This is a genomic window from Methylorubrum podarium (assembly GCF_022179745.1).
Classification (GTDB): Bacteria; Pseudomonadota; Alphaproteobacteria; order Rhizobiales; family Beijerinckiaceae; genus Methylobacterium; species Methylobacterium podarium.
Genome location: NZ_BPRD01000333.1, coordinates 1 through 20,917, shown reverse-complemented (window position 1 = coordinate 20,917; position 20,917 = coordinate 1). Strand labels below are relative to the sequence as shown.

18 protein-coding genes are annotated in these 20,917 nt (G+C 69.9%); 11 read left to right on the top strand and 7 right to left on the bottom strand.

What is annotated here, in order from left to right; genetic code table 11:
- The first annotated feature begins 34 nt into the window (after positions 1 to 34).
- The 3 genes from mtgA (at position 35) to MFF42_RS16520 (ending at position 1,573) form a co-directional block, all read left to right on the top strand.
- On the top strand, positions 35 to 817 hold the full coding sequence (mtgA, locus tag MFF42_RS16530; RefSeq protein WP_238256723.1) for a monofunctional biosynthetic peptidoglycan transglycosylase: 783 nt from the start codon (positions 35 to 37) through the stop codon (positions 815 to 817).
- 165 nt (positions 818 to 982) lie between these two features.
- Positions 983 to 1,141: a hypothetical protein gene (locus MFF42_RS16525; RefSeq protein WP_238256722.1), complete on the top strand. Its 159-nt coding sequence runs from the start codon at positions 983 to 985 to the stop codon at positions 1,139 to 1,141.
- 3 nt (positions 1,142 to 1,144) lie between these two features.
- Positions 1,145 to 1,573 (top strand): type II toxin-antitoxin system VapC family toxin, encoded by a 429-nt coding sequence (locus MFF42_RS16520; RefSeq protein WP_238256721.1) that lies wholly within the window; start codon positions 1,145 to 1,147, stop codon positions 1,571 to 1,573.
- Positions 1,574 to 1,770: 197 nt separating this feature from the next.
- On the opposite strand, the gene MFF42_RS16515 is transcribed toward MFF42_RS16520, so the two are convergent.
- Both MFF42_RS16515 and MFF42_RS16510 read right to left on the bottom strand, forming a co-directional pair.
- Positions 1,771 to 3,174 carry a deoxyribodipyrimidine photo-lyase gene (locus MFF42_RS16515; RefSeq protein WP_238256720.1) on the bottom strand — a complete coding sequence of 468 codons (1,404 nt, stop codon included), beginning with the start codon at positions 3,172 to 3,174 and terminating at the stop codon, positions 1,771 to 1,773.
- A gap of 554 nt (positions 3,175 to 3,728) precedes the next feature.
- Positions 3,729 to 4,838 (bottom strand): TRAP transporter substrate-binding protein, encoded by a 1,110-nt coding sequence (locus tag MFF42_RS16510; RefSeq protein WP_238256719.1) that lies wholly within the window; start codon positions 4,836 to 4,838, stop codon positions 3,729 to 3,731.
- Between the two features lie 150 nt (positions 4,839 to 4,988).
- On the opposite strand from MFF42_RS16510, the gene MFF42_RS16505 reads away from it, so the two are divergent.
- Positions 4,989 to 5,564 carry a tyrosine phosphatase family protein gene (locus MFF42_RS16505; protein ID WP_238256718.1) on the top strand — a complete coding sequence of 192 codons (576 nt, stop codon included), beginning with the start codon at positions 4,989 to 4,991 and terminating at the stop codon, positions 5,562 to 5,564.
- Positions 5,565 to 5,600: 36 nt separating this feature from the next.
- Here MFF42_RS16505 and MFF42_RS16500 read toward each other — a convergent pair whose 3' ends face one another.
- The 4 genes from MFF42_RS16500 to MFF42_RS16485 form a co-directional block, all read right to left on the bottom strand.
- Entirely contained in the window at positions 5,601 to 6,722 is a 1,122-nt protein-coding gene (locus MFF42_RS16500) for a branched-chain amino acid ABC transporter substrate-binding protein (RefSeq protein WP_238256717.1), read from the bottom strand.
- 256 nt (positions 6,723 to 6,978) lie between these two features.
- A complete protein-coding gene (locus MFF42_RS16495) occupies positions 6,979 to 8,151 on the bottom strand; it encodes a polysaccharide biosynthesis/export family protein (RefSeq protein WP_238256716.1) in 1,173 nt (390 codons plus the stop codon).
- A 182-nt stretch (positions 8,152 to 8,333) separates the two neighbouring features.
- The gene (locus MFF42_RS16490) at positions 8,334 to 9,830 is read right to left on the bottom strand and encodes an LTA synthase family protein (protein WP_238256715.1); all 1,497 of its coding nucleotides are present in this window, start codon (positions 9,828 to 9,830) and stop codon (positions 8,334 to 8,336) included.
- Between the two features lie 7 nt (positions 9,831 to 9,837).
- Positions 9,838 to 11,790, bottom strand: coding sequence for a capsular polysaccharide export protein, LipB/KpsS family (locus MFF42_RS16485; RefSeq protein WP_238256714.1), 1,953 nt, complete (start codon positions 11,788 to 11,790; stop codon positions 9,838 to 9,840).
- Positions 11,791 to 12,134: 344 nt separating this feature from the next.
- On the opposite strand from MFF42_RS16485, the gene MFF42_RS16480 reads away from it, so the two are divergent.
- From MFF42_RS16480 to MFF42_RS16470, 3 genes are all read left to right on the top strand, one after another.
- Positions 12,135 to 13,442 carry a capsule polysaccharide biogenesis protein gene (locus MFF42_RS16480; RefSeq protein WP_238256713.1) on the top strand — a complete coding sequence of 436 codons (1,308 nt, stop codon included), beginning with the start codon at positions 12,135 to 12,137 and terminating at the stop codon, positions 13,440 to 13,442.
- A gap of 70 nt (positions 13,443 to 13,512) precedes the next feature.
- Positions 13,513 to 14,280, top strand: a complete 768-nt coding sequence (locus MFF42_RS16475) for an SDR family NAD(P)-dependent oxidoreductase (RefSeq protein ID WP_238256712.1) — start codon at positions 13,513 to 13,515, stop codon at positions 14,278 to 14,280.
- A complete protein-coding gene (locus tag MFF42_RS16470; RefSeq protein ID WP_238256711.1) occupies positions 14,280 to 15,137 on the top strand; it encodes a formyltransferase family protein in 858 nt (285 codons plus the stop codon). Before MFF42_RS16475 ends, MFF42_RS16470 begins: the two co-directional genes overlap by 1 nt.
- A 3-nt stretch (positions 15,138 to 15,140) precedes the next feature.
- Here MFF42_RS16470 and MFF42_RS16465 read toward each other — a convergent pair whose 3' ends face one another.
- A complete protein-coding gene (locus MFF42_RS16465; RefSeq protein ID WP_238256710.1) occupies positions 15,141 to 16,421 on the bottom strand; it encodes an O-acetylhomoserine aminocarboxypropyltransferase in 1,281 nt (426 codons plus the stop codon).
- A gap of 370 nt (positions 16,422 to 16,791) precedes the next feature.
- Here MFF42_RS16465 and petA point away from each other — a divergent pair, with 370 nt between their 5' ends.
- The 4 genes from petA (at position 16,792) to MFF42_RS16445 (ending at position 20,682) form a co-directional block, all read left to right on the top strand.
- A complete protein-coding gene (gene petA, locus MFF42_RS16460) occupies positions 16,792 to 17,349 on the top strand; it encodes a ubiquinol-cytochrome c reductase iron-sulfur subunit (RefSeq protein ID WP_238256709.1) in 558 nt (185 codons plus the stop codon).
- 34 nt (positions 17,350 to 17,383) lie between these two features.
- Positions 17,384 to 18,676, top strand: a complete 1,293-nt coding sequence (locus tag MFF42_RS16455) for a cytochrome b (RefSeq protein ID WP_238256708.1) — start codon at positions 17,384 to 17,386, stop codon at positions 18,674 to 18,676.
- A gap of 21 nt (positions 18,677 to 18,697) precedes the next feature.
- Positions 18,698 to 19,591 (top strand): cytochrome c1, encoded by an 894-nt coding sequence (locus MFF42_RS16450; protein ID WP_238256707.1) that lies wholly within the window; start codon positions 18,698 to 18,700, stop codon positions 19,589 to 19,591.
- A 215-nt stretch (positions 19,592 to 19,806) separates the two neighbouring features.
- Entirely contained in the window at positions 19,807 to 20,682 is an 876-nt protein-coding gene (locus MFF42_RS16445) for an S-methyl-5'-thioadenosine phosphorylase (RefSeq protein WP_238256706.1), read from the top strand.
- The last annotated feature ends 235 nt before the right edge of the window (positions 20,683 to 20,917 follow it).

Genomic DNA, 20,917 nt, shown 5'->3' with positions numbered 1-20,917 from the left:
GGACTGGCCTGGATCGGGGAGGGGCGGACGCAAGGTGGCGGTGCCGGAGGAGAGCGAGGCGGAACGGCACGGGCGCGACCTGCGAAGGATCCCTTCGAGGCCTCTCGCGAGGACAGCCGCATCGCGGAATCCTGGTCCGAGGCGCCGAACCGGGCTGCGGCGCGCCGCCACCCTGATCACGCTGGCTCCCATTGCCATTCTTGCCTTCACGCTCACGCTCGCGCTCGTCTATAGCGTGGCGACCCCGCCCTCAACCCTGATGCTCGGGCGTTGGTTGACGCTCCAGGGCGTGCAGCGGGACAGCGTGCCCCTCGAGGCGATCGCCCCGGCGCTGGTCCAGGCGGTGATCGCCTCGGAGGACCAGCGCTTCTGCCTCCACAACGGCGTCGATTGGGGGGCGCTGCGCGATGTGGTGGACGACGAGGAGGGCCCGAGCCGGGGAGCCTCCACCATCACCATGCAGACGGTCAAGAACGTCTTCCTCTGGCCCGGCCGCTCCTACATCCGCAAAGGGCTGGAGATCCCGCTCGCGGTGATGGCCGACGCGGTCTGGGGCAAGCGCCGGACGATGGAGATCTATCTCAACGTCGCCGAGTGGGGGGAGGGCATCTTCGGCGCCGAGGCCGCCGCCCGCCACTGGTTCCGCAAGAGCGCCCGCGACCTGACCCGCAACGAGGCCGCGCTGCTGGCCGCCGTGCTGCCGAACCCGATCCAGCGCAGCGCCGGCAAGCCGACCCGCGGGGTGCGGGCGATCGCGGCGCGCATCCAGGGGCGGATGGGGCAGGTCGAGGGGCTGATGGGGTGCTTGAGGCGGTAGGGGTCAAAGGTCGGAACCTGGGAAACGGTCGGGACGCTTTGTCAGGGTGCAACGTGCCGTTGCCTCATCGAAACCGGACCGGCTTCGTGCTACGTCGTCGGGGCTATGGCGAAACTCCGCAAAGACTCAGCAGAAACGCCTGCCGCGAAGGGGGCGGCAACGTCGTTGGAGGTGCGCAGCGCGAAGACCGGGCAGATCGTGACCGTGAGGGGTGTCGGTGCCCTCAAGGGGCGCGATCTCAAGCTCGAACGTCGCGTCAGCCTGCTGAAGCCGATCGCCGAACAGGCCCTCGCGCAGCGTCCCACCGAGGACGAGTCCGAGTAGTCCTTGTCGGGCGTTCTCCTCGATACCCACGCGCTCTACTGGCTCGTGAGCGGCGCGAAACCACTCGCCGCCGAGGCGTTGGTCGCGATCGGCGAAAGTCAGGCGATCGGCAAACTCTTCGTCTCCCCGGTCACGGCGTGGGAGCTGTCGATCGCGGCACGGAAGCCCACGCACAAGGATCCGCCACGTCTCGAGACGAGCGTCGCGCGGTGGTTCGGCGCGGCTCTTCGTGCGACCTCTGCGAAGGTCATCCCGATAGGGCTGAACATTGCGATCGAGGCGGCGGAAGTGCCGCTCGTGACCGGCCACAAGGATCCGGGTGATTGCTATCTGATAGCGACATCGCGTGTCCGGAAGATTCCGATCGTCACCCGTGACCCGATCATCGCTCGGCTCTCGGCGGGCGGGTACTTGGATGTCATCGCCTGCTGATACGGTTTCCGGCTGATCACCTCGGGCCGTACCCCATCCCGTCATCGCGAGGCGGAGCCGAAGCGATCCAGCGCGCGACCTCTCCGGAATGGTCGCGCCCTGGATTGCCACGGCTTCGCCTCGCAATGACGGCGGATGGTGAAACCGAAGTGATCAACCGGAAACCGTATGAGGCGGCCGCGTGACGTCTGCCGCACTCAATCGCCCTCCGCCTCGCACAGCCGCGTCACCGCCCGCTCATAGGCCTTCGCGTCGAACTTCCTGAGCGAGTTCTCGCTCTGGTAGCGCACGCTCCCGAAAATCTTGCGGGTCTGCCACGGGCGGTCGTGCAGCCCGAAGATCCAGGCGACGTTGGTGAAGGAGTTCGCGTCGCGCCCGTCGAGGAAGTAGCGGTTGTTGAGCCGCAGCGTCCGGGCGAACGCCTCTTCCGGCGAGGGTGACCATTCGAGGATCTTCTTGCCCCAGTACATGCGCAGCTGGTTGTGCATGTAGCCCGTCTCGCGCATCTCGCGCATGGCGACGTTCCAGTAATGGTCGCGGGTCTTTCCCTCAGCCAGCTCCTCCTCGGAATAGAGGGTCGGACGCTCGTCCTCGGCATGCTCGGCCAGCGTCTTGCGGGCCCATTCGGGGACGGCGCGGGCGTAGTCGTCGTAGCCCTGCGTGTGGAAGACGTGGTTCATCGCCAGCTCGCGCCGGACGATCAGTTCCTCGAGATAGGCCGAGCGGTCGTCGCGGTCGCCGTCCTCGGCGGCGCGGATCGCCAGCGCGATCTCGACCGGCGAGATATGCCCGAAATGCAGGTAGGGGCTCATATGCGAGGCGGCCCCGGCTTCCGGCCTGTTGCGGCCGGCGCCGTAGCCGGCGAACGCGTCCTGCAGGAAGCTTTCGAGGCGTCCGGCAGCCTCGGTGTAGCCGCCGCGGAAGCGTTTCACCGGGCCGACCGTGGTGTCGAGCGTCAGTTCCGAGAGAAGCCGGTCCGGGTCGGAGACGTCGAGGCCGTCCTTCAGCTTCAGCCGCTTGATCAGCCCTCCGGCCGGGTTCTCGACCTTGCGCGGCTCCAGCGGCTCCAGGAAGTCGTCCCAGATCTTCTGAAGCTTCGGGCGCAGGGTGCGGGCGGCGTATTCGTGCTTGGTCGAGGCGGTCTCGACCGGGACCACGACGTCGCCCTCGACCTGGACGATCCGGCACTTCGCCTTCCGTTCGATCGCGCCGTACCATTCCTTCTGGATCGCGAGGTAGCCGCGGTCGAGCACCAGCAGGGCGGCCCTCTCCGAGAGGTCGATGGCGACCTCGGCCGGCGTCCCCCGGCGCACGAGGAAGGCGACGCCGCGCGTCTCCAGGGCGGCGGCCGCGTCGGCGAGCCCCTGCAGCAGGAAGGCGTAGTGCCGGGCATTGGCCTCGGGGAAGCCGTTGGCGCCGTCGAGCAGGCCGAAGCAGACGAGAAGCGGGAGCTTGAGGCGGTTGGCTTCCTCGACCGCCAGTTCCAGCGCCGGATTGAACGGGACGCGCATGGATTGCTGCATCAGGTACAGCACGGCGTCGGCGCCATCCCGTGGCGGCACGTCGTTCAGCACCCGGATGCGGGCCGGTTGGATCGCCATCGCTCGAACATGCCCCCGTCTCGGCCGGTCTCGCCTGACGTCACCGGGGCGGGCGGCCGAATCGGACCCGGCCGCGTGATTCGGGCTTCACCCGTCGGCGACGCGAGGCGGACGGCGCGTCGGGGCAGGGAATGCACCAGCGCGGCAAACGTTGCATTGTCGTCGCGCCGACATGGGCCGGCCGCTCGTCGGCGGACGCGGCGACGGAACAGAATTCGCGAAGCGCCTCAATGATCTGGCGCGCTCGCACATCAGATCGGGCGCCGCCATCTACTGCGACGGCCGCCGCGATCACTGCTCTCGGCCCGCGGAAGCGCATGCGGCATTTGAGTGACAGAGCTCCGGCGACGTGTGCCCGCACACGCGCGAAAGCGACCATTGCCGGCCAAACGACTTGAAAAATTCCGGGCAAAGAGCATTTTGTGCATTGCGGGAACGCGGACGGCGTCCGCCTCCCGCTGCCCTCCTTGGGCGTTTCCTCCCTAGACTTCGGGCCGCTCTTCACGGGCGGCTTTTTTTTGTCCCGGTGCCCACCCTGTGATCCGCCGGCCCCGTCATCCGCGGGCGCGGGCGCGGATCATGAAATTGTCGTAGGTGTACTCGGCCACCTGGAACCAGAGGTACTCCTCGTTCCGGAAGGTCTTCATCGCGTCGTAGATCCGCTTGAAGTCCGGGTTCTTGGCCGAGAGGTCGGCATAGACCTCGTTGGACGCCTTCAGCGCCGCCTCCATCACGTCCTGCGGGAAGGGGCGGAGCTGCGCCCCGCCCGAGACGAGCCGGCGCAGGGCCTGCGGGTTGCGCGCGTCGTAGCGCGCCTGCACCTCGGCATTCACCTGGGCCGCTGCCCCCTGCAGGATGGCGCGGTAGGTCTTCGGCAGGCCCTTCCAGGCCTCGGCGTTGATCCAGAAATGCAGGAGGGCGCCGCCCTCCCAGAAGCCCGGGTAGTGGTAGATCGGCGCGACCTTCTGAAGGCCGAGCTTCTCGTCGTCGTGCGGGCCGATCCACTCGGCGGCATCGAGCGCCTTGCTCTCCAGCGCGGCGTAGATCTCCGGCCCCGGCGTCGCCTGAACCGCCGCGCCGAGCTTGGCCAGAACCGTGGCGCCGAGCCCGCCGATGCGCAGCTTGAGCCCCTGGAGGTCGCCGACCGTCTTGATCTCCTTGCGGAACCAGCCGCCCATCTGCGCGCCGGTATTGCCGCCGGGCAGGGCCACCAATCCGTTCTTGGCGAAGATCTCAGCGAACAGCTCCGACGCGCCGCCCTGCAGCCACCACGCATTCTGCCCGCGCGCGTTGAGCCCGAACGGCATCGCCGTGGCGAGCGCGAAGGCGGGGTTCTTCGCCATGCCGAAACTGGCCGGCGCGTGGCCCATCTCGGACTTGCCGCCCCCGACCGCGTCGAGCAGCCCGTCGGCCGGGATCGACTCGCCCGCGGCCGAGACCTGGATCTGGAAGCGTCCGTCGGTCGCCTCGGCCACCGCCTTGGCGAGGCTCTCCGAGGCGCCGAACAGGATGTCGAGGCTGCGGGCATAGCCCGACGTCAGGCGCCAGCGCAGCTCGGGCGCGGATTGCTGGGCCTGGGCGGGACTCGCCAGCGGTCCGGCGGCGCTCAAGCCGGCGCCGAGTCCGGCGGTCAGCAGGGCGCGGCGCTGCACGGTCTTTGGCATCGATCTCCTGGGCATGGATCTCCCGGCTCGTCCCGCTCTGCGCGACCGCCCTTCCGCTGGCCGACCGTTGCCATACACGTGAAGGCCGCCATCGGGAAACCGGAGCGCGCCCCGTCGCCTCCCGCCTCCGGGCGTGATAGCAGGCTCGGCGTGAATACCGAGAAGCTCAGCCTCCACACCGTCTGCGGCCTCGACGAACTCGTCGAGCACCAGGCCCGCGGCGTCAGCCACGTCCTGTCGATCCTCGATCCCGATCGGGCGGATCCGGAGGCGTTCGGCGCCTACGGCACCCACCGGCGCACGGTCCTGCGCTTCCACGACGCCATCGAGCCGGCGCCGGGCATCGTGCTGCCGGAGCGCGCGGACATCGAGAAGATCCTGGCCTTCGGCCGCGACGCCATCGCCGATGGCGGCGAGGTCCACATCCTCGTCCACTGCCATGTCGGCATCTCGCGCTCGACCGCGGCGCTGGCGACCCTGTTCGCCGAGGCGGAGCCCGACACGCCGGCCGAGGACCTCATCGCCCGCCTCCACGAGCAGCGGGAGAAGGCGTGGCCGAACGCGCGCATGATCGCCTTCGCCGACGAGATGCTCGGACGGCAGGGCAGCCTCAGCGAGGCGGTCCGCCGGCTGCACGCGCTGCAGCTGCGCAAGCGTCCGCATCTCGATCAGGTGATGCGGGACCTCGGCCGGGGCGCGGAGGTGGACGCGGCCCTGCGCGACTGACGGGGTCCGTTCGCCCCGCCCCGATCCATCTCGGCGTCAGTTCGATTTGGCCGGGGTGAAATTGCCGTCGCGCCAGACGTAGAGCACGTAGCCCTGGGCGGTGATGTCGCCCTTGGCGTCGAAGCCGACGGAGCCGAGCACGAGGTCGAAGCGCTCGTTGTGAAGGGCCTTGGCGATCGGGCCGGGCTCGGTGCTGCGGGCGAAGTTGCCGGCTTCCACGAGCGCCTGGAGAGCGGCGTAGCCGTAGATCATCGAGCCGTCCGCCTCGATCCCCTGCGCCTTGAAGGCGGCGACCACGCCCTGCGCCTCGGGTTTCCGGCTCGGATCGAGGTAGAACGTCATCAGCACGCCGTTGCTGGCGGGTCCGGCGATCTTGGCGAAGTCCGGCGTCGCGATGGCCGACGTCCCGAACCATTGCGGGCGAAAACCCCGCTCGGCCGAGATGCGGACCAGCCGGCCCATCTCCTGCGCGTCGCCTCCGTAATAGACCACGTCGATGCCCGCCCCCTTCAGCCGGTCGGCGAGCGCGGCGTCGTCGGCATCGGTCGGCTGGAAGGCGGTGGACAGGGCCTCGTTCACGCCGATGCGGTTCAGGTTGTCCTTCGTCGCCGCCGCGAGGGTGCGCGAGGCCGGCGACAGGTCGCTGAGGATGGCGATCTTCCGATCGCGGAACCGCTCGGCGAGGATCGCCGCCGAGAGCTTCGCCTGGTCGTCGTCGCGGCCGCAGACCCGGAAGATCGTGGGCAGGCCGCGGTCGGTCAGCTTGGCGGCGACGGAGGCCGCGGTGATCATCACGATCCCGTTGACGGCGTAGACGTCCGACGCGGCCAGCGACGCGTTCGAGCAGACATGGCCCACCACGAGCCGCACGCCCGAGTTCACGTAGTGGTTGGCGACGGCCACGGCCTGATTCGAGTCGCAGGAATCATCCTGCACGTCGAGCACGATGGTCTCGCCGTTCATGCCGCCCTTGGCGTTGGCGTCCTTCGCCGCCGCCTCGACGCCGCGCAGAACCTGTTCGCCGACGGTGACATAGGGGCCGGTGCGCGGCACCGCGACGCCGACCTTGACCTCCGCTCTTGCCGGGACGGCCGTCGCAAGCACGGCCAACAGCGCGAGGGAGGTCGCAGCGAGGGCGAGGGGGCGTCGGACCGTCATGGCGCCTCTTTCCCAGCCCGCTGCCCCGTTGCCAAGGTCTGTCGGTCCGGACCGTTGTCGTCTGTCAGGATCACCGTCCTGTGCCGGCTCCCTATTCGGGACCGGCACGGCCGCGGATCCGACATCGCATTCGATGCATGGAATGACGCGGGCTGGGCCTTTGGCAAGTCGGGATCTCGATGAAGCGGGCGGTCTTTCGCGGGGGAGGGGCGTGCGCGCGGTGCGCCCGCACCCGCGCACCGCCCGGACGATGGTCCTATCGCGTGACGGTGTAGATCGAGGCGCCCGCGGCGACCGGCGAGGTCACGGTGGAGAATACGCTCAACACCTTGCCCAGCTCCGCGAACGGTGAACTCGACACGTAGACGAGGTCGCGGTTGCGCATCCGGAAGCTCTGGCTCAGGAACAGCCCCTGCGGGTCGCGCAGGTTCACCCGGTACACCACCGGCACCTGCGGCGAGGCCAGGAGCGGCGAGTTCGGCCGCAGCCGCCGCACCACCGCCGCCGGCTCGTAGCGGAACAGGAACACGCCCTCCGGATCGGCCTGGGTCTCGCGCAGACCCGCGGCGCGGGCCAGCGCCTGCGACAGCGTCAGCCCGTCGGCCCCGAACGGCACCTCGGTGGTGTTGCCGAGCGCGCCGACCGACAGGAAGGTCTGCGGATCGCGCACCAGCGTCAGCGTGTCGTCGGGTCGCACGAAGATGTTCTCGCGCGGGTTGGCGACCACCGTCGTCATCGGCACGGTGACGGTACGGTTGCCGCGCGATAGCCGCACGAAGGTCTCGGCCACCGGCGTGCGCACGCCGCCGGCCTGGGCGATGACGTCGAGCAGCCGGTCGCCGCGGCCCGACAGAGGCACGCGCTTGCCCGTGGCCGCCTCGCCGGTGACGGTGACCGATTGCGAGACCGGCTTGGTGACGGAAACGAGCACCTGCGGCTGGATCGCCTTGCCGGCGAGTTCGGTCTCGATCAGCGCCTGGACGTCCTGGGTGCGGCGGCCGACGACCTTGATGCGGCCGGCGTACGGCACGGTGATGCCGCCGTCGGGGCCGACCACCTGCTCGGGGATCGTGGCGGACTTGGAGCCGGCGGAGAAGCGGTCGGAGACGAGCGGGCCGGAGAACAGGCCGCCGGCACCGGCCTCCCAGACCTGGACGGCGACCGAGTCACCGATGCCGATCACCGGTTCGACGGCGGGGCGATGGTCGCCGAAGGTGACGAGGAGGCTGTCGAGGGGGCGGGTTCGGAGGGACTCGACGATGGCGGGGGTGACGTCGATGATCTCGTAGCGGGCGAACAAGCCCTCGGCGGTGGCGATGTCGGCGCCGCTCTCGATCGCCGAGGTGGTCGGCCCGGCCGCCGGCAGGACCGAGCATCCCGACACGGCAAGGGAGCCCGCGAGGATCGCCAGGGCGGCAGCGCTTTTCATGGAAGACTCCATCCGGGCCGGGGTGGACCGTTTGGTCACGTCCGTCCCCCTCCCGATAGCCGCGCAATCACTGCGAACCATTGAATACCGGCCCCGGCCTGACTCTTGATTGACGCGTACGATGCGCCGATGGCCGGCGAGCGCTCACGCAGCAATGCGTCACCACCGTGGCACGGCCACGCTTATCCCCCCAATCCCGTCCGTTTCGGGAAGACGGCGTCCCGCAGGACACAGCCCAGCTGTGCCGCGGTGAGGTCGATCCGGGCCGGCGACGGGGTGTCGTCGCGACCGAACCGGAACAGGGCGTAGTCCGTCGCGACCGGGCCGGAGGCGGGGGGGCGGCACTCCGGCAGCGACGGGGCATGGTCGCCGAACACGCAGAGCGTCGCCCGGCGGCCGGCGAGCCCGTCGATCAGCCGCTCCACCGCCGCGCCGGTATGCACGACGTGGTGGAGATACTGCGCCAGCGGGTCGTCGATCCCGGCGAGGCGGCCCGCCTTCCAGGGGCCGTGATTCTCCATGGTGACGCAGAAGACGAAGGTGCGTCCTCCGGGGGCATGGCCTCCAACCGGAGCCACCTCCGCGAGGATGCGTTCGGCGACCGCGACGTCGGCGATATAGGGGCCGATGCGGGGCGCGCCGGCAAAATCCTCCTCCATGACGAGGCGGTCGAAGCCGAGGCTCCGAAACACCCGGGCCCGGTCGAAGAAGTCGCGGTGGAACGGATGGACGAACACCGTCGCGAACCCGGCGGCGCGGGCGAGCCGGGCGAGGCTCGACGGCTCCTCGCCCTTGCGGGCGAGATAGGGGTCGTAGCGGCCGAAGCCGAGGAGGTCGGGGTCGAGGCCGGTGAGCACGGCGTGCTCGGCGCGCATGGTGTAGGCGCCGTGCGCGGGGACCGCGAGGCGGCCGTACTGCGCCGCTTGCGCCCGGATCCGCGGCATGAGCGGAAGCTCCGGTCCTCCGAGCCGGGCCGGGTCGAGGAAGGATTCGAGCTGGACGACCACGACGACCTCGTCGTCGGGATCGCCTCCGGTGTTCAGCGGGGACCGCGCGTGTTCCTCGCCGAGACGGCGCAGGGCGTAGCCCATCATGGTCGCGACGAGGCCGTAGCGCGCGACGTCGGCGGTGAGGTCCGGCCGCGGGAAGAGCCGGCGCAGGGCGCTCTGCCCCGGCCGGGTCAGCCCCGCGAAGGCGAGAGCCGCCAGCCCGGCCGGCAGTCCGAGGATCGCGAGCAGCGACGCGCCCGCCGTGTCCGGCAGGGCTGCCGGTTCCAGGACGTACCACGCGACGACCGTGGCAACGCCGATGAGCAGCGGCCCGGCGATCCGGAGGTCCGTCAGCGGGAGAGTGTAGTAGAGCTGCGGGTGGCGCGGCACCTGGGCGAGCAGGGCGAGGTCGCTGAACACCACCGGCTCGCCGATCACCTTGCGCTTCAGCCGATCCACCACCGCGAGGATGGCGAGCGTCAGCAGGCAGGACGACGCGGCGAGCCAGGGCCGCCACGAGAACTGGAACCAGAACAGCGTGATCAGGGCGTAGCCGGCCGCCCGGATCGCCAGGTCCCGCGGACGGAGGCTCGGGGCGCGCGGCGAGGCCGCGGCCTCGATGGCGAAGGCGCCCAAGAGCGAGACGACCAGCGCGACCGCCAGCGGAACGAGAAGGGTCGAGAGGCTCATGCCGTCGTCAACGGCCGGATTCGCTGCGCACGCCGCGGCGGGCGCGCAGGCGGCGCAGGATCGGGTTGATCACGGCATAGCGCAGCCGCATCGTCGCGTGGCGCGCCGCGCCCAAGGCAAGCCGCGAGGGGCCGGCGGCGGCCCGGGCTTCGCTGAGCCGGTCGAGCAGGTGCTCCGGCGTGCAGGGCTTCATCGCCACCGGATCGAGGTAGAGCGGGTAGAGGATCAGCGCGCCCGCCACCAGTTCGTCGAGGGACAGCGTGCGGCCGCGCCCGGCACCGGGCGCCAGATCCTCGGTGAGGCCCCAGCCGGCGTAGAAGGGACGGCCGTGGACGGCGACGGTCAGGCCCCGGATCAGCGCCTCGAACCCCGCCAGCGAGGTCATGGTCTCGACATGGTGGCAGCGATCGAGAAGGTCGACGATGGAGAGGCCGCCAACCACGCGGTCGGCGAGGCGCCGCACGGCGTCGTCCGGGATCGCGCCCGGCCGGAACCCGGCCTCGACGTCGGGATGCGGCTTGTAGAGCAGGAAGGCGTCCGGGTTGCGGGCGCGGGCCGCCTGCAGGAGGGCGAGGTTGCCGCGCACCTGCGGCGAGCCGGTCAGCACCGAGGCGTCGTCCTCGACCTGACCCGGCACCAGCACGATCCGCCGGTCGGTCGGCCAATCCTCGCCCATCGCCGCCAGGCCGACATTGTACTTGCTCAGGCGCCGCGCCACGATCGATTCGCGTAAGGCGGCCGCGCGGGCGGTCAGCCCGGACGGGAACTCGGCCTCCTTCAGCGTACGGGCCAGCCGGCTCTCGATCCGCGGGTCGTAGTAGATGCCGAGGTCGTCCACGACGATGGAGGCGCCGGGCTGCAGGCTGGCGCCGAGCCCGACGGAGCGCAGGAAGCCGTCCTCGATCCGCGCGAAGGGTAGGCCGGCCTCCGCGCAGAGGCGCGGGAGCTGCTCCGGGCAGCGGGTCGCCCAGGCCTGGACCCGGCCGCCGTGGCCGCGGGCGAGCGCCGCCGCCTCCTCCGCCGTCATGGTGTGGAGCGGTGGCCCCGCCGGCCCGGTCGCGAAGACGTCGAGCGCGGCCCGCTTCCACCCGGAGACGCCGACGAGGACGACGCGGCGGTCGTTGCCGAGAAAGCGGTCGCGCAGCCACGCCACCCGCTCCGCCGCCTCCGCGAGCGGGATCGGCCGCCGGGTCCAGGGATCGAAGCCGTGCACGCCCGCGCCGTAGCCGAGCGCCAGGAACGCCGCCTCGTCCGCCGGAAGCGGACCCGCGGCGGGATCCGGGCACAGGGGCGCGAAGCCGGCCGAAGCCGCTTCGCATGCCGCGTCCCAGCGCGCCACGTGGATGCGCCCGGCGAGGGGAAACAGCGACCAGGGATCGGCCGGGGCCGCGATCACCGCGAGCCGCGGATCGACGGGCAGACCATCCCGCGGGCAGCCCTCGGGGCCGGCGGCGACGAAGCGCGTCCGCGGATTCGCCGCGAGAAGCCGTGTCAGGAAGGCGTGCAGGGCGGAGCGCGACGCGGCGGTGTCCGGATCGACCAGCGCGAGGTCGGGCGGCGATTCCCCGGCAAAGGCGGTCAGCGCGGCGTCCGCGATGCCGCGGGGAAATCGGTTGGCGCCCGACAGCCCGCGTGCGCGCAGAAGGTCGCCGAGATCCGGCGAGGGCGGCTCTCCGCCGACAGGGCGGCCGCGGTAGCGGATCCGCAGGCTCGACAGGCCGGTCTTGGGCGTGTCGTAGGGGCTGAGGAGGGGGCCGGGCGACACCCGCAGGATCGCCCTGCCGTCCGCCGCGCCGGCCGCGGACCACAGGGCCGGCGGGCCGGGCGAGCGGAAGGTGAGCGCGGCTCCCGTCGCCGCCTCGATCTGCGCGCGCAGATGCCGGACCGCCCGCCCGAGCGGCAGGAAGGAGCGGGGCAGCCCGGTATCCCCGTGCGGCTCGATGTGGCGCAGGTCGATCATGTCGAGGCCCGCTCCATAGCCCAAGCGGTGGTCGCGGCCCAGGCCGGTCCGAGCATGGGCCGCATCTGATGTCCGAGTCTCACGTCCGACGAAACGGCCGGCACCGGCCTGCGCGAAGCATTTTTCAGGGGATGGATTTCGACCGGACACATCGGAGCCGCAATCTGGCGCGAGAGGATCACCGTCCGATCGTCGCAGGGGCTGCGTGATCGATCGGCAACGGAGACGGAAAATTCTCTCGGTGTCATCGCGCAACGGTTGTCGTTCGCGGGTCTGCCGTGAGAGGCCTTCGGCCGGAAAGCGCAACGCAGATCGCTTCACGACTAGGGATTGAGCGCCTGGGAATGTCGCAGCCTCGTGCCCATGCCATAGGCCGCCACGGCGCCACGTTCCTGTTCCTGCAGGGGATCGCCTCCCCGTTCTTCTCCGTCCTCGGCGCGGCCCTGCGCGAGCGCGGCCACGGCGTCCGCCGCATCAACTTCTCCGCCGGCGACTGGCTGTTCTGGCCCCATCCTGCGGACCACTACCGCGGCAGGCGCGAAGGCTGGGAGGCCTATCTCGAAGCCTATATCCGCACGCATGCCGTCACCGACATCGTGCTGTTCGGCGATTGCCGTCCCTACCATCAGGCCGCGGTGCTCGTCGCCAAGCCGATGGGCGTGCGCATCCACGTGTTCGAGGAGGGCTATATCCGGCCCTACTGGATCACCTGCGAGGCGGGCGGCGTGAACGGCAACTCGACCCTGCCCAAGCGGGCGGAGGAGATCCGGGAGCTCGCCCGCAGGCTGCCGCAGCCCGGCCGGGCGATGCCGCTCACCGGGGACATGGCCCGGCGCAGCCTGTGGGATATCGGCTTCAACATCGCCAATATCGGCTTCCCCTACCTCTATCCGGGGTTCCGCACGCACCGGCCGAACCATATCGCGGCCGAATATGCCGGCTGGATCAGAAAGTTCGTGCGCCGCCGCCGCACCCGCCGCGAGGCGGCGCGGGTGACCGAGATCTACCACGCGATCAACGCCGACTATTTCCTGCTCCCGCTCCAGCTCGACAGCGACTACCAGATCCGCGTCCACTCGCCCTTCCTCGGCGTCGAGGGCTTCATGGACCGGGTGATCGCCTCCTTCGCCAAGAATTCCCAGGCGCCGACGCGGCTCCTGGTGAAGCTGCACCCGCTCGACAGCGGCATCATGAACTGGCGCAAGCGCGCCCGCCAATCGGCCAAGCGCCACGGCTGCAACGACCGGCTCGACTTCATCGACGGCGGCGACCTGACGAAGCTCATTGACGGCAGCCGCGGCGTCGTGCTGGTGAACTCCACCGTCGGGATGCTCGCCCTCGAGCGCGGGCGGCCGACCCTGGCCTTCGGCTCGGCGGTCTACAACATGCCGGGCCTGACCCATCAGGGCGACATCGACACCTTCTGGCGCGACCCGAAGGCGCCGGACGGCTCGCTGGTGCAGGATTTCTTCCGGGTCGTCATGCACCGGACCCAGATCAACGGCGGCTACTTCTCGCGCTCGGCGATCGAGCGGGCCGTGGCCGGCGCCGTTCCGCGCCTGGAGGCGGCGCTGCCGCCCGCCTCCCTCGCCGCCGCCCGCGACACCCTGGAACAGGCCGGCCGCGACGGAAGCCTCTCGCCGGCCTATTGACCGCCGGCCTTCGAAGCGGGTCCAGTTTCCTTCGGCCGGGACCCGGCTTCTCGCGGAAAGATCACTCTCCTTGCCCGTCATCCTCATCACCGGCGCCTCCAGCGGCATCGGCGCGGCCCTCGCGCGCTTCTACGCGGCGACGGGCGCGCGCCTCGTGCTCACGGGCCGCGATCGGGAACGGCTGGAGGCGGTGGCGCAGGACTGCCGGGGACGGGGCGCCGAGGTGCGCACGCGGCTGATCGACGTGCGCGAGCGGGAGGCGGTCGGCGCCTGGATCCGCGAGACCGACGCGGCGAGCCCCCTCGATCTCGTCATCGTCAACGCTGCGGTGAACGGAGGCCACCCGTCCGGCGACCTCGAGACCGAGGCGACGGGCTTCGAGACGGCGGACATCAACCTCACCGGCGCACTCAACGTGATGCTGCCTTGCGTGACCCTGATGAGCGGCCGCGGCCGCGGGCAGATCGCGCTGATCTCCTCGCTCGCGGCCTACGCGCCGCTTCCTGACGCGCCGGCCTATAGCGGCGCGAAGGCGGCGCTCCTCGCCCACGGCCTCGCCCTGCGGCAGAAGCTGAAGCCGCTGGGCGTGCGCGTCAGCGTGGTGACGCCGGGCTACGTCAAGACGCCGATGGGAGGGGTCATCAAGGGCTGGCGCCCCCTCGAGATGAGCGCGGACGAGGCCGCCGCCCGCATCGCCCGCGGACTGGAGCAGGATCGGGACGTGATCGCCTTTCCCGCGGTCCTCGCCGCGCTCGCCCGCGGCGCGCTGCTGGTGCCGGAATGGCTGCGCAGCGCCGGCCTGCACGGCTTCCGCTTCCGCAACCGGCGACGGCGCTGATGCCGCCGCTCCGGATCGCCCTGTTCGCCCTGGAGGCGCTGCCGAACGCCCGCGCCGTGCGCCGCTTCGTGGCGGATCACGCGGAAACCATCGCCTTCGTCGGGCTCTCGAACGCCGAGCGGCCCGCCACCGGCGGCCTGATCGGCCAGGTTCGGCGCCATCTTGCCCGGTCGGGGGCCGGCTTCCTCCCCTATCTCGGCGTCAATTTCGGGCTGCCGGACCTGCTGCGCCCGCTCGCCCCCGTCGCGCAGCGCCTCTCCGGCAGCGACGGGACACCCGAGGCGACCCCGCTCGCCGCCCTCTGCCGGCAGCTCGATCTCCCGGCCCTGCGCGTCGATGACGTGAACGGCGAGGCGGTGGCCTGGGCCTTCGCTGCGCATGCGCCCGACCTGATCGTCGCCTTCCACTTCGACCAGATCTTCTCCGAGGCGACGCTCGGGCGGGCTCGGCTCGGCGGGATCAACCTGCATCCGAGCCTGCTGCCGCTCCATCGCGGCCCCGTGCCGACGATCCACGCCCTGGCCGACGGAGGGGCCGCGTTCGGCGTCACCATCCACCGCCTCGCCGCCGCGATCGATGCCGGGGCGATCCTGGCGCAGGAGGCCGTGGCGCTGCCCGCCGACACGACGGCCACCCGCGCCGCGGTGCGGCTGCACGAGCACGGCCGCATCCTTCTGGATTGCGTTCTCGGCGAGATCGCCGCCGAGGGGGCGATCCCACCGGGCCGAACGGCTCCGGTCCTGCCCTATCGCGGCTTCCCCGACCGGGCACTGCTGGCGCGGATGCGCCGTGAGGGTCGGCTCCTCACCGACGCGCGGGATCTGCGGGACGCGCTGACGCTGTCCCGCAGGGCGTGACGCTCACGCGCGCAGGGCGGCGTCGAGATCGTCGATCAGATCCTGCGGGTCCTCGATGCCGATCGAGAGGCGCACCACTTCCGGACCCGCGCCCGCGGCCCGCTTCTGCTCGTCGGTGAGCTGGCGGTGCGTGGTCGAGGCGGGGTGGATCACCAGCGAGCGGGTGTCGCCGATATTGGCGAGGTGGCTGAAGAGCTGGAGGTTCGAGACCAGCTTGACGCCGGCCTCGTAGCCGCCCTTGAGGCCGAAGGTGAAGACCGCACCCGCTCCCTTGGGCGTGTAGCGCTGGGCCAGCGCGTGGTAGCGGTCGCTCTCCAGCCCCGGATAGCTCACCCAATCGACCTGCCCGTGGTCCTTGAGGAAGATCGCGACCTTCAGGGCGTTGTCGGAGTGGCGCTGCATCCGCAGCGGCAGCGTCTCGATGCCGTTGAGGATCAGGAAGGCGTTGAACGGCGAGAGCGCCGGGCCGAGATCGCGCAGGGACAGCACGCGCACGGCGATGGCGAAGCCGAAATTCCCGAAGGTCTCGGCCAGCACCATGCCGGCATATTCCGGCCGCGGCTGCGACAGCATCGGGTAGCGCTCGTCCCCCTGCCAGGGGAAGGTGCCGCCGTCGACGATGAGGCCGCCGATCGAATTGCCGTGCCCGCCCAGAAACTTGGTGGCCGAGTGCACGACGATGTCGGCACCGTGCTCGAACGGCTTGATCAGGTACGGCGTCGCCATCGTGTTGTCGACGATGAGCGGGATGTTGTGGCGCTTGGCGATCACCGAGAGCGCGGCGATGTCGGTGATGACGCCGCCCGGATTGGCGATGGACTCGCAGAAGATCGCCTTGGTGCGCGGCGTGATGGCGCGCTCGAAGGAGTCGGGATCGTCGGTATCGGCCCAGACCACCTGCCAGCCGAAGTTCTTGTAGGAGTGATTGAACTGATTGATCGAGCCGCCGTAGAGCTTGTTGGCCGCCACGAACTCGTCGCCCGGCTGCATCAGCGCGTGGAGCGTCAGGAACTCGGCGGCGTGGCCCGAGGCGACGGCGAGCGCCGCGGTGCCGCCCTCCAGTGCGGCGATGCGCTCCTCCAGCACCGCGTTCGTCGGGTTGGTGATGCGGGTGTAGATGTTGCCGAAGGCCTGGAGCCCGAACAGCGAGGCGGCGTGATCGACGTCGTCGAAGACGAAGCTCGTCGTCTGATAGATCGGCGTCGCCCGCGCGCCGGTGGCCGGGTCGGGGGTCGCGCCGGCGTGGATCGCGAGGGTGCTGAAGCCGGGCTGGCGGTCGGTCATCGAAAAACTCCTCAAGACCCGTCGTTTACGCCCGCGCTCTTCGGCGGTGCAAGCGCGGCGGCCGCATGCGTCCTCATGCAAGATGGTGCCTCGCGGTAACGATCAATGGGGATCGTTGCGGTGCCGTACGGCGATCAAGCGCGGCAGTCTGGACATGTTCGCATCTGGCATGTCAGAGAGCCGCGCAGGAAATAAAACGGCAATCCGGTGACCCACGGTCGCATTGATTGCCGCGGCGCAATGGTGTCTGCCGTTGCGCCAGATTTCGAATTCGAAAGCCTCCAAGGTATGCACGGGCGCCAGAGCCCGCGGCGTGGCTGGAGAGGCTCCGTGCGACGGCTGACGGGAGAGTTGCACCTTGGCAGACACCATGGCCACCGAAGCAACCGCTGGCCCTCAGGGCACCAAGCGCGATTTTCTGTTCCTCGCCACCGGTGCGGGTCTGGCCGTGGGAACGGCCGCCGTGGCGTGGCCCTTCGTCGCCTCCATGGCACCCGACGCCGCGACGATCGCGGCCGGCGCGCCGCTCGACGTGGACCTCAGCCCGATCCAGGACGGGCAGATCGTCAACGTGTTCTGGCGCGGCAAGCTGATCTTCGTGCGCAAGCTGACGGAGAAGGAAGTCACGGACATGAAGGCCGTGCCCCTCTCCGACATGATCGATCCCGCCTCCTTCGAGTCTCGGGTGAAGAAGGGCCACGATCAGTGGCTCGTAAGCTACGGCAACTGCACCCATCTCGGCTGCGTGCCGATCGGGCATTCCGGCAATTACGAGGGCTGGTCCTGCCCCTGCCACGGCTCGCAGTTCGATGCGGTCGGCCGCGTGCGCCGCGGGCCGGCGCCGACCAACCTGCCGATTCCGCCCTACGCTTTCGAGACCGATACGAAGATCAAGATCGGCGAAGAGGGCGGCAAGGCGGCCGCCTGACAACAGGACACGAGAAGCCGGAGCGGGCAAACCGATGAGCAGCGCACACGCGACCTCGACCTACGTACCCAAGAGCCGCCTCGCGAAGTGGTTCGAGTCACGGCTGCCGCTGGTCGGGCTCGTGCACTCGTCCTTCATCGCCTTCCCGGTTCCGCGTAACCTCAACTATTTCTGGACCTTCGGCGCGATCCTGATCGCCTTCCTCGGCATCCAGATCATCACCGGCGTCTGGCTGGCGATGCACTACGATCCGAGCGCGGGCAACGCGTTCGAGAGCGTCGAGCACATCATGCGCGACGTGAACTACGGCTGGCTCTTGCGCTACGCGCACGCCAACGGCGCGTCGATGTTCTTCGTGGCGGTCTACGTCCACATCTTCCGCAACCTCTATTACGGGTCCTACAAGGCCCCGCGCGAGGTGCTCTACCTGCTCGGCGTCATCATCTACCTCCTGATGATGGCCACCGCCTTCCTCGGCTACACCCTGCCGTGGGGCCAGATGAGCTTCTGGGGCGCCACCGTCATCACCAACATCCTGGCGGCGATCCCGGTCGTCGGCGACACGATCCAGAGCCTGCTCTGGGGCGGCTACTCGGTCGGCAACCCGACCATCAACCGCTTCTTCTCGCTGCACTTCCTGCTGCCGTGGATGATCGCCGGCGTCGTCGTTCTGCACGTCTGGGCGCTGCACGTGACGGGTCAGAACAACCCGGCCGGCATCCCGATCAAGTCGAGCAAGGATGCCGTGCCGTTCACCCCCTACGCGACCGTCAAGGACGTGTTCGCGGTGGTGGTGTTCATGATCCTGTTCGCGTGGTTCATCTTCTACCAGCCGAACTATCTCGGCCACGCCGACAACTACGTCCCGGCCAACCCGTCGGTGACGCCCGCGCACATCGTGCCGGAATGGTACTTCCTGCCCTTCTACGCGATCCTGCGCGCGGTGCCGGACAAGCTCGGCGGCGTCATCCTGATGTTCGGCGCGGTGCTGATCCTGGCCTTCGCGCCGTGGCTCGACACCTCGCGGGTCCGCTCCTGCAACTACCGTCCGGTCTACCGGGTGTTCTTCTGGGTGTTCCTGGTCAACGCCATCATCCTCGGCTGGCTCGGCGCCAAGCCCCCGGAGGGCGGCTACGTTCTCGCCTCGCGGATCTGCACCATCTACTACTTCGCCCACTTCCTCCTCGTCATGCCGCTGGTCGGCCTGTTCGAGACGCCTGACCGCCTGCCGGGCTCGATCCTCGAGACCGTGACCGGTCCGGGCAAGCAGGTGAGCGGATCCGGCATGCCCGTCGGTGCGGCGGCCGAACCAGCCAAGCGCGCCTAAGGCCCGAGGGAGAGAACAACGATGCGCATCGCACGCCTCGCCGCCGCGGCCCTGCTCGCGGCCTCCCTCGGTGCCGGCTCGGCCCTGGCCGAGGACGGACACGGCACCAACCCGCCGCGGGAGAAGTGGAGCTTCGCCGGCATGTTCGGCCGGTTCGACCAGGCGCAGCTCCAGCGCGGCTTCCAGGTCTACAAGGAAGTCTGCGCCAACTGCCATTCCATGCGCCTCGTCGCCTTCCGCAACCTGGCGGAGGCCGGCGGCCCCGGTTTCACCGAGGGGCAGGTCAAGGCGCTCGCCGCGACCTACAACGTCAAGGAACTGAACGACTCGGGCGAAGAGGTCGAGCGTCCCGCCCGCCCGGCGGACCGCTTCCCGCCGCCCTTCCCGAATGACAAGGCGGCGGCCGCGGCCAACGGCGGCAAGGCGCCTCCGGACTTCTCGGTCCTCGCCAAGGCTCGCACCTACGAGCGCGGCTTCCCGTGGTTCGTCTTCGACGCGCTGCCCTTCACCGGCTATTCCGAGCAGGGCGTCGATTACATCCACGCGCTCCTGAACGGCTACGAGGAGCCCCCGAAGGGCTTCGAGATGCCGGGCAGCGGCTACTACAACAAGTACTATCCCGGCCACGTGATCGCGATGCCGAACCCCCTCAGCGAGGGGCAGATCACCTACGCGAAGAACGACAAGGGCGAGCCGGTCGTCCCCGAGACGGTCGAGCAGTACTCGCGCGACGTGTCGGCCTTCATGGCCTGGGCGGCCGAGCCGCACATGATGGCCCGCAAGGCGCTGGGGTTCCGCGTGATCCTGTTCCTCATCGTGCTGGCCGGGCTGCTCTATTACGTGAAGAAGCAGATCTGGAAGAAAGTCGGCGGCGAGGTGCACGGCCTCCAGCCGGAGCTGCACAAGACCTACTGATCGACCGCACCGGTTGAACGGACGAACGGGCCCCTCGCGGGCCCGTTTGCGTCTCGGGCAAGGCCTGCGGTAAGGATTTTCCATCGCCGGACGAGCCGATCCCGGCACAATCAAAACGTCATCGCCGAGAACTACGTTCGTCGCACGCGAGGATCGCGTGGCCGGCGCGTCGAGGCTTCGGCGACATCACGCGGCGACACCACGAGGATTCTTGCATGACGGCAGCGGTACTCGGCGTGATCGGCGGCTCGGGCGTCTACGACCTGCCCGGCCTGGAGGACGTCCGCGAGGAGACGATCGCCTCGCCCTGGGGCGAACCCTCCGACGCGCTGCGCATCGGCCGCATCGGGCAGACCAGGGTGGTGTTCCTGGCCCGCCACGGGCGCGGCCACCGCTTCTCACCCACCGGCATCAACTACCGCGCCAACATCGACGTGCTGAAGCGGGCGGGCGTGACCGACATCGTCTCGCTCTCCGCCTGCGGCTCGTTCCGCAACGAGCTGCATCCGGGCCTGTTCGTGCTGGTCGATCAGTTCGTGGACCGCACCTTCGGCCGTGCGACGTCGTTCTTCGGCAACGGCTGCGTCGCCCACGTGTCCTTCGCCCATCCGGTCGGGCCGCTGCTGCAGAAGCGCATCGCCGCCGCGGCGGAGGCCGAGGGGATCTCGGTGCACCGGGGCGGCACCTATGTCTGCATGGAAGGGCCGCAATTCTCCACGCTCGGCGAATCCAAGCACTACAAGGCCGCGAATTTCGACGTGATCGGCATGACCAACATGCCCGAGGCCAAGCTCGCCCGCGAGGCCGAGATCACCTATGCCACCATCGCCATGGTGACGGACTACGATTGCTGGCATCCGAGCCACGACAGCGTCGACGTGGCCTCCGTGGTCGCCGTGGCCCGCGCCAATGCCGGCAAGGCGGCGCAACTGGTCGCCCGCGTCGCCCGCGACTTTCCGGCCGAGCGCGAGGACTGCCCCGCGGGCTCGCACCGGGCGCTGGACGGCGCGATCATGACCGCGCCCGCCCACCGCGATCCGGAGCTTTTGGCGAAGCTCGATGCCGTGGCCGGGCGGGTGCTGCGGGACTGACGGCTGCTTCGTCGGACTGTCGTGCCAGACCGACTCACGTTGCGTCCCCCCTCTCCCCGCATGCGGGGAGAGGGCTTTGCCGACCTCGTCGTCGGCAAAGCGAGGCGGCAGCCGAAGGTGAGGGGGCTTGGCCGGAAGAGGCTCATCATGAGCCGCCCCCTCACCCCCGCTTCGGCTTCGCCTTCGCTGCCGGCCTGCACGACAAGGTGCAGGCCGGCCTCTCCCCGCATGCGGG